This is a genomic window from Anoxybacillus sp. TBDG-1, assembly GCF_054815885.1.
Genome location: NZ_JBTZSY010000070.1, coordinates 1 through 8,359, shown reverse-complemented (window position 1 = coordinate 8,359; position 8,359 = coordinate 1). Strand labels below are relative to the sequence as shown.

At 36.8% G+C, this 8,359-nt stretch carries 9 protein-coding genes; 5 read left to right on the top strand and 4 right to left on the bottom strand.

Annotated features, from left to right (window positions below):
* Nucleotides 1–103 precede the first annotated feature (103 nt).
* On the top strand, nucleotides 104–286 hold the full coding sequence (locus ACYQY7_RS13345; RefSeq protein WP_461202781.1) for a helix-turn-helix domain-containing protein: 183 nt from the start codon (nucleotides 104–106) through the stop codon (nucleotides 284–286).
* 267 nt (nucleotides 287–553) lie between these two features.
* Here the strand turns inward: ACYQY7_RS13345 and ACYQY7_RS13340 are convergent, their stop codons facing one another.
* A complete protein-coding gene (locus ACYQY7_RS13340) occupies nucleotides 554–1,165 on the bottom strand; it encodes a class I SAM-dependent methyltransferase (protein WP_461202779.1) in 612 nt (203 codons plus the stop codon).
* A 167-nt stretch (nucleotides 1,166–1,332) separates the two neighbouring features.
* Between ACYQY7_RS13340 and helD the strand changes: the two genes are divergently transcribed.
* Nucleotides 1,333–3,639 (top strand): RNA polymerase recycling motor HelD, encoded by a 2,307-nt coding sequence (gene helD / locus ACYQY7_RS13335; RefSeq protein WP_461202777.1) that lies wholly within the window; start codon nucleotides 1,333–1,335, stop codon nucleotides 3,637–3,639.
* A 132-nt stretch (nucleotides 3,640–3,771) separates the two neighbouring features.
* On the opposite strand, the gene ACYQY7_RS13330 is transcribed toward helD, so the two are convergent.
* Entirely contained in the window at nucleotides 3,772–4,452 is a 681-nt protein-coding gene (locus tag ACYQY7_RS13330; protein WP_461202775.1) for a formate dehydrogenase subunit gamma, read from the bottom strand.
* Nucleotides 4,430–5,482: a 4Fe-4S dicluster domain-containing protein gene (locus ACYQY7_RS13325; RefSeq protein WP_461202773.1), complete on the bottom strand. Its 1,053-nt coding sequence runs from the start codon at nucleotides 5,480–5,482 to the stop codon at nucleotides 4,430–4,432. The genes ACYQY7_RS13330 and ACYQY7_RS13325 overlap by 23 nt, the downstream gene beginning before the upstream one ends.
* Nucleotides 5,483–5,655: 173 nt before the next feature.
* On the opposite strand from ACYQY7_RS13325, the gene ACYQY7_RS13320 reads away from it, so the two are divergent.
* The 3 genes from ACYQY7_RS13320 (at nucleotide 5,656) to ACYQY7_RS13310 (ending at nucleotide 8,045) form a co-directional block, all read left to right on the top strand.
* Nucleotides 5,656–6,300 carry a peroxiredoxin gene (locus tag ACYQY7_RS13320; protein WP_461202771.1) on the top strand — a complete coding sequence of 215 codons (645 nt, stop codon included), beginning with the start codon at nucleotides 5,656–5,658 and terminating at the stop codon, nucleotides 6,298–6,300.
* Between the two features lie 115 nt (nucleotides 6,301–6,415).
* A complete protein-coding gene (locus ACYQY7_RS13315; protein WP_461202770.1) occupies nucleotides 6,416–6,901 on the top strand; it encodes a sigma-70 family RNA polymerase sigma factor in 486 nt (161 codons plus the stop codon).
* The gene (locus tag ACYQY7_RS13310) at nucleotides 6,888–8,045 is read left to right on the top strand and encodes an immunoglobulin-like domain-containing protein (protein ID WP_461202768.1); all 1,158 of its coding nucleotides are present in this window, start codon (nucleotides 6,888–6,890) and stop codon (nucleotides 8,043–8,045) included. Before ACYQY7_RS13315 ends, ACYQY7_RS13310 begins: the two co-directional genes overlap by 14 nt.
* Nucleotides 8,046–8,064: 19 nt before the next feature.
* On the opposite strand, the gene ACYQY7_RS13305 is transcribed toward ACYQY7_RS13310, so the two are convergent.
* Nucleotides 8,065–8,359: hypothetical protein (locus ACYQY7_RS13305; RefSeq protein ID WP_461202766.1), on the bottom strand; the 295-nt coding region annotated here is incomplete at its 5' end.

Genomic DNA, 8,359 nt, shown 5'->3' with positions numbered 1-8,359 from the left:
TTCGGCGAAATCGGGCGCGATGAACAAGGAAGGAAACGTAAACTTTATAAATAATGAATAGATTATTTATAAAGTTTTGTAAGTTTTCTGTAACGGTTCATGTATGGGTCAGGAGATTATGACAATTTCACAAGTAGCTGAATATCTTCAAATCAGTGAAATGACAACATATAAATTAGTTCAAGAAGGTAAAATCCCTGCTTTTAAAATCGGGAGACATTGGCGTGTAAAAAAAGATGACCTTCATGAATTTATCGAAAAATTAAAAAAAGGGGAAAGGATTTAATCATTATTTATTTCGCTTACATATTCGACAGATTCCTTATTTATGTCAATGAGGAACCTGTCTTTTTCTTATATGACTGAAACACAGCCTATCTTGGCGCTATGCTGAAAAGGGATAAACGTACTGTCTGCCCTTTGTGTGAAAAAGTAAATCTATATAGGTATAGTCGGGAAGTTTAACTTCTTATTTTCGACAGTCGAAAATAGCGATTGCTCATGTGAAAGTTGCAAAGTGCATGTAAATAGATGGAGATAGAAAAATAAAATGCTATTTTGTACAAACAGCTATACCTAATGGATAATGCACATCGTCTCTACCGGGCTCAATTAGAACTCCTTTTTGGTAAAAAAACTGTTTGTCTTTGTACTCACTAAACAAAGAAGTAAACTCTTCTTTTGTGAGCTGGTGTACATGAAAAGGTTCTTTTGTAGGTTTTCCTCTCCCTTGACCGAATGGGGTTGATAAAATAAGCTTTCCCCCAGGTTTTAACATGTTATAAATGTTGCTTAAAAATTGTTCTTCTTCCTTTACATGTTCGATTGTTTCAAAACTAACGATGCAATCAAACTGACCCAATTTTTCTGGTAAATTTGGATCAACCGCATTTTCCACTTGATAAGTAACAAGAGGATGATAGTAGGTTTTTTTGGCATAACGAATAATTTCTTGATCAATATCAATCGCAACGATTTGATCAATTTGTTTTTTAGCTAATTTTGCCATCATATGACTTCCAAAACCACTTCCACATGCAAAATCAAGTATGCGCCCCTTTAAATACGGAATAGCAAATTGATATCTTGCAATATGTTCTAACAAAAGACCATTGGTTGGTTTCATTAATTCTGGGATGACGCGTTCTCCTGTATATTCGATCATATTGACACCCTTCCTATTTGTGATGTAGTCAAATATATACTAACAAATTATATTGATACTTTGTAGATTAAACTAAATTATAATTGAATATAATATAATTTGTTCATTTTTGTTACTTATGTTATTTTGAAAATAAATTTATTCTCTTTATGAAGGGAGATAAAATGATGTCAATAGAGGTACATCCAGATTTTCAATATGAAAAAAATCGACTGGCTTATACAAAAAGGTACATAGAAAAAGTCATTAAAGTATCGGAAGTAAATAAAGGTCAATATAAAGAAAATATTAAACAAGCGATGATAGATCTTGATTATTTAGATAGTAGTTTAAGTTATATTAATATCCTTACAAATAGTAAATTTTTAGAAATTGCATCATCTGAAATAGATGCACTAAAAAGAATTAAAAATAAACCTTATTTCTCCAGAATTAACTTAAAGATAGAAGGTCATTCAAACGAAAACGTTTATTATATTGGGAAGACTTCATTATATGATAAAAGTACACAAGAACCGATTATTGTTGATTGGCGTTCCCCTATTGCAAATGTTTATTATGATGGTCGTCTTGGGGAAGTATCGTATGAATCAAATGAAGGATTGATAAAAGGTTACTTATCACTTAAACGACGATTCGAGATAGAAAATGGAGAGCTTATTTATTTTGAAGATGTTGATCTAACAACAACTGATGAACTATTGCAGAAATCTTTGTCTGGGAAAGCAGATCAACGTTTAACAGAGATAGTGTCAACCATTCAAGCTGAACAAAATAAAGTGATTCGAGCTGATTTAACTCGACCAATCATCGTGCAAGGAGCAGCAGGTAGTGGAAAAACAACGATAGCTTTACATCGCATATCGTATTTTATTTACCATTTTGCGGATACATTTAAGCCTGAGAACTTAATGATTATAGCCCCGAGTAAAATGTTCATTGGCTATATATCAGCTGCTTTGCCAGAATTAGGGGTGGATCGAATTAGACAAAGTACGTATATAGACTTTGTTCTTGAATGTATTGGAAAAAAGATAAAAATTATAGATCCGAATCAAAAGCTTATTTCGTTTATTAACCATGAATACGATAATGAGCATATGGTCAAATGGCTCTCTCGTTTTAAAGGATCTTTGATATATAAAAAATTAATTGATCAATATTTAAAACATATACGAAATGAATTATGTCCTACGGAAGACTTTAAGCTTGAGAGGTTTAGACTAACGAGTGGAAAGAGGCTCAAAAAGCTGTTTATCGAAGATTATAAGTATTTGCCGTTTTATTCGCGTATTGAAAAAATAAAAAATGTACTTAAATCAGAACTGAAGCATAAAAAGAAAACGATATTAACTAAAATAGAAAAAACATATGATGATGCGCTAGAAAAAGCACTATATCATACGAAAGATCCTGCAAAGAGGAAAAAACAGGTCACTCAACTAATGGAGCAAAAAGAGAAATTGCTGAACCAAATAAATATAGAATCTAAATCAGTAGTAAACACTTATATGAGTAGTTTTCCAAAAAAAACGCTCCTTGAATATTATAAGGGTCTATTTTCAAACAAAACATTATTTCATACATATGCTGAAAATATTTTAACGAATAAACAAGCGGACTTTTTTTTCAAATACAATCAGCAGCTTTTAGCTGAAAATCAGGTGGAAGTAGAAGACTTAGCAGCCCTGTTTTATATGCAACATAAGATTTTTGGCATAAAACAAGATGTAAAAGTGAAAAAAGTAGTCATTGATGAGGCACAAGATTATAGTGAATTCCAGCTCTATGCTTTAAAAGAAGGGCTTGAAACGGATATGTTTACAATTGTTGGTGATTTAGCTCAAGGAATCCATTCTTATAGAGGATTAAAGAGCTGGAAAGTGTTAACGGAAACTATTTTCCCGCGTGCAAATTATTTAACGATGCAAAAAAGTTACCGTACGACCATTGATATTATGAATGTAGCAAATGAAGTATTAAATGCAATGGAAGAAGAAGTACCGAATGTTGATCCGGTTGTCCGTCGCGGTCCAAAACCTATTTATTACTCTTATGATAAAGAGAAAGATTTAGTAGAAAATATTCATCTAGTGTTACAACATGTGAAGAAAAAAGGTGAGTTATCTATTGCTTTGATTGGAAAGACAGAAAAAGAATGTAAAGCACTTTATCGTTTATTAAAAAAATCACTAAACGCTCCTATTCAACTTCTAAAGGAAAATCAACAAATGGAGAAAGGTCATTTAGTCATCGTTCCATCTTATTTATCAAAAGGACTGGAGTTTGATGTAGTATTCATTGTCTCATTACAAGAATCCTACTCTTTGGATGAAATTGACATTAAGCTGCTTTATGTCGCAATGACCCGACCTATGCATGAACTTTATATGTTCGCTAAACAAAAAGAAGATCTGTTATTAAACAACGTGAATCCAATATATTTTGAAGAAAAAAAGCACTATAGTTTTTAAAACAAATGATGGACGTGATGCCGTTGTTTTGCGGAAGATGAAAGAAGAAGGAACGATAATCGAAATGAGAAAGTATGTGATTGAAGAAAATCAAATTAAACGCATAGGGGAATAAAAAAGCAGTCCGCTTGCTTAGGACTGCTTTTCGTATCTTTTTTTTAATTCCTTATACCAAAGCGAGTGACGTTCTTTTACATATTCTTCGTCTACATAGCCGGTAAACATACCAGGCAACAGCTTGCGATTTTCTTTGACGATAAACGCCGCTAAATGCATAACGACACCGAGGATGACCATTACTGTTGCTAAGTTGTGCAACTGCGCTCCCCAAAACAAAATGCTGTTTGTCGGCTGAACACCCATCATATTTTTAATGACTTTGATGACGCCTGTGACGATGACAAGACCGATGGAAATAACGAAATATAAGTAAGCGATTCGTTGTTCAGGTAAGTACTTTTCGCTCGGTGGTTCTTTTTGTCCTAAAATCATTGCCTTTATAATGAGATAAGAACCTTTTACGTCTCCTTTTTTCGGCCAAATGTCAAACTCTTTTTTCATCATGTGATAAACGATATGATACGTCGTAAAGAACAGGAGTGTTGCCGCGAAAAAGTAATGCACTAATAACGTAATCTCATACGATGTGAGCCATTTTGTGCCGAACGGCTGAACGATTAAATAGCGACCGTATACAGGCATTTGTCCGATGCCTGTAATGATAAGCATGATGATTGAAATGGCAACACCCCAATGAACGAAGCGATTCGGAAGCGGTTGACGATAAATTTTATTTTTCTTCTTTTGCCTCACAGTGCTCTCCCCCTTCCTTTTTCTTCTGCCCCGATAATACTTTGTAAGCAGTAATGCCTGCGGCTGCTGCACCAGCGATTGGGGCGATGAGCGTGGCGAGCATGTATCCGTGTGTCGTTTCTAACATATTTTCAACTTCAGGCTTCATATGCGGACGACCAAAGCGGGTATCATTTTCTTCTTTTTTCTTTGCTTCAATCGCCTCATCAATTTTATCAAATGGTACATCTGAAACGTAAAGTGTTAACGTTCCACTATTTTCAACATCCCCATAAATAAACCCATCAATTTCTTTTGCACGTTCGTACGCTTTTTTGCGAATTTGTTCGTACGGGCCGAATTCAATTGCTCCTTTCGGACAGGCAGTTTCACAGGCTGGGCTTTTTCCTTCTTCAAGTAAATCTGCACACATGTCGCATTTATACATGACACCGCCTCCAGCTAATTCTGGAACGAGCTTCATATATAAACCAACACCTGCTTGACGTTGTGGAATGTCCCAAGGGCAAACAGCGCGACATTTTGCTCCACCCATGCAGAAGTTCTCATCAATTTTTACCGCTCCGTGTTTCGTTTTTTCGATGACTCCAAATGGACAAAGTTTTTGACACGGTGCATCAAGACAATGCATACATCTTCTTGGTATAGCCACATCTTTTGTTTTACCGTTCCAATTTACTTGCACTTTTTCAACGTATGTCCAGTTGTAAGGAGTGAGGCGATCGGTGCGGTCTTTTTCGTTGGACCAGTCTTCATGCTTTTTCTGTGGCCAATAATTTTTGATTGGTTTTTGTGGCTGTGGGAAACGGTGTTCATTTTTTTGCCTACAAGCTGTAACACATAATGGTGTATCATAAGCTGCGCAACCGTCACATTTTGTTAAGTCGATAAGCGAGCCGATTAATGTGTTTTCGTCTGATTTGTCAGTTTGTGCGTATCCCGGCGTTTTTGTCGCAAGCAGCATTCCAGCTGTTGCCCCAGCGACCGTCGAACGTTTCAAAAATGTCCGTCGACTAATTTTTTCACTCATAGAGCTACCCCTCCCTATACACATACATCTATGGGTATTTTAATTAAAATGAAACGCTTTGAAAAGATGAAATGTATTTTTGTTTGTGACAAAATTGTGACAAAGTGAGGACAATGTTCGTGCCTATGGGGAGATGCATAAGCTGAAACGATAAAATGTATGGAGGGATGGTTATGCTATTTATTTCGGATCGCTTTCCAACGATGACGGTGGCGACGACCGTTGGAACGATTACATTACCAGATGATTATGCTGGACGCTGGTTTGTCTTGTTTAGTCACCCAGCTGATTTTACCCCGGTTTGCACGACAGAGTTTGTGGCTTTTGAGAAAATGAAACCACAATTTGACGAGATGAATACAAAGTTAATCGGTCTGTCGGTTGAACAAGTGTTTTCCCATATGAAATGGATTGAGTGGATTCGTGAAAAACTTCGCGTTCGCATTTCGTTTCCGATTATTGCAGATGAACTTGGTCATGTAGCAAAGCAACTTGGGATGATTCATCCAACGAAAGGGACAAGAACGGTGCGTAGTGTGTATATTGTGGATCACGAGGGAACGATTCGTCTTATGTTGACGTACCCTGAATCGGTCGGAAGAAATATATACGAAATTGTACGAGCAGTAAAAGCGTTGCAGACAGCCGATGCATATCAAGCTGCAGCACCAGCGAATTGGCCGCATAACGAGTTAGTAGGAGATCGCCTCATTATGCCGCCGCCGCGCACGATTCAACAAGCAGAAGAGCGATTAAATAAAGCGAAACAAGGGGAAATCAATTGTTTTGATTGGTGGTTTTGTACGAAACAAGCATAAAAAGACAGCGGGCGCATGACCTGCTGTCTTTTTGTATACTTAGGATAAAAAGTTTTGATCGGTTGCAACATTTTTATTGATTCAATTGTATATGAAGTGAAAGGAGGTCGTTTCTTTGTGCACAAAAGAACACATTCAACGTGCTATGGATGAGCATGGGAATATGGTATTGCGTCTTGCGTATACGTATATGAGAAATCAACATGATGCGGAAGATGTATTTCAAGACGTATTTATTAAGTTATATGAACATATGGATCGGATGCAAAGTGAAGAGCATATGAAGGCGTGGTTAATTCGTGTCACCATCAATATATGCAAAAACAAACTGAAATCGTTTGTATATCGAAAAATGGATGCGTATGAAGATTGGGCTCATTCTCCTTATGTTGATAACAATGATAGCTTTGAAGTCATATCAGCAGTCACATCACTCCCGACAAAATATCGAGAGGTCGTTCATTTATTTTATTATGAAGGGTATCAAACGAAAGAAATCGCCCATTTGTTGAAAAAACGTGAAAGTACAGTTCGTTCGTTGCTTGCTCGTGCGCGGGAGATGTTAAAAAACAAGCTGAAAGGGGAGTATGATTTTGCGTGAGCGATATAAAAAAGAGATGGAACACATTGTCGTGACGGAGCAATTGAAAAGTAAAGTGATCGCCCAGATTGAAAAAAGAGAAAAACAACCGAAGAGAAAGTCATTTCGTCCTGCGTATGTTGCCATTGCTGCGGCAAGTGTATTATTAGCCATTAGTTTGCATCCGACAATACCGACTAAAGAAAAAGAGGAAATGATGATGGAAAACGCGCAAGGTGAGGATATGGTGAAAATGGAAGTAGCCGATTCAAATATAACTATTCATGATATCACATACGATGCAAACACTCAAAAACTAACTTTCTCGGTAACGAATGAAAGTGATGTTGTCATTTCATTCGGGTATGCATATACAATCGAGCAGTACGACGAGAAAAAACAAACATGGCTACCAACAACGTTAACGAATGATCTCGCATTTATCGAAATGCTTGCGTTAATTGACAAAGGACAGACTGTGGAAGATGTGATTGATTTTTCATTGTTACAACAGCCGTTAGCAAACGGAAAATATCGCACTGTACGTACGTATTATACGGATGCGGCTCATCTAACAGGCTACATTGAATTTGACGTCGTCGATCAAAAGTTGACGAACTTTCAAACGTATATTGAGGTGAAACCGACCGAAACGGGCGAAAGGAAAGATGTGAAATTGACATGGGAAAAAGATCCGCGTTTTTCCGTTTACAGCAGTCATAACGGACTTGTTTCAACAAGAACGAATCGTCAAGGGCTGCATATATATCCGATGTATGAAGGAAAAGAACAAGTAAATTTTTCGATGGAAGCAAGTGATGGAACATTATTTACCGATAAGATAGCTGATGACACGCCTACAATTTACGAAGCAGAGCGACCTGTATCGTCTGATGAACAAATGATTGCTGAGTCGACGACACCTGATAGTGGACAAATCGAAGCGATTCAAGAATACACGGGACCAAAAGTGTTGTTTTTCAATGGAGAACGAGCTGACGTTGAACCGTCTATCGTCTTTTGGGAGCCAGATAAAGACAATAAAAAAGAGAAAGTCAAAGTGAAAGTAACTGTGATGAACGCGCATACAAACGAATCTATTGGCACATTTTATGCCGTTATCGTTCGACAAGGGAATGAATATGTGTTAGACCACATAGAATAAACGAGGGGAGATCCCTCGTTTATTTCGTTAAAATGAAACGAATGCTAGAAATGGCCGCCTCATGTTCAAGAGAGCGGTGTGAAAGAAGAGTTAACAGTTTCTCATGGTTGTCAATTTTACTTTCTAGCTTTTTGACGATTTCATTTGTTTCAAGCACCGCTTGTTGGATAAGCGCTAAGTCTTGCTTTGTTGCCATGTTGGCTTTAATTTCTTCAAGTTCTTGCTTTGTTGCCATGTTGGCTTTAATTTCTTCAAGTTCTTGTTTTGTTGCCATGCTGGCTTTAATTTCTTCAAGTTCTTGCTTTGTTGCCATG

Bases quoted from the DNA above. Each gene is read 5' to 3' on its own strand.
- ACYQY7_RS13310 (WP_461202768.1), top strand. From the start codon at position 6,888: ATGATTTTGCGTGAGCGATATAAAAAAGAGATGGAACACATTGTCGTG.
- ACYQY7_RS13340 (WP_461202779.1), bottom strand. From the start codon at position 1,165: ATGATCGAATATACAGGAGAACGCGTCATCCCAGAATTAATGAAACCA.
- ACYQY7_RS13325 (WP_461202773.1), bottom strand. From the start codon at position 5,482: ATGAGTGAAAAAATTAGTCGACGGACATTTTTGAAACGTTCGACGGTC.
- ACYQY7_RS13345 (WP_461202781.1), top strand. From the start codon at position 104: ATGGGTCAGGAGATTATGACAATTTCACAAGTAGCTGAATATCTTCAA.
- helD (WP_461202777.1), top strand. From the start codon at position 1,333: ATGTCAATAGAGGTACATCCAGATTTTCAATATGAAAAAAATCGACTG.
- ACYQY7_RS13320 (WP_461202771.1), top strand. From the start codon at position 5,656: ATGCTATTTATTTCGGATCGCTTTCCAACGATGACGGTGGCGACGACC.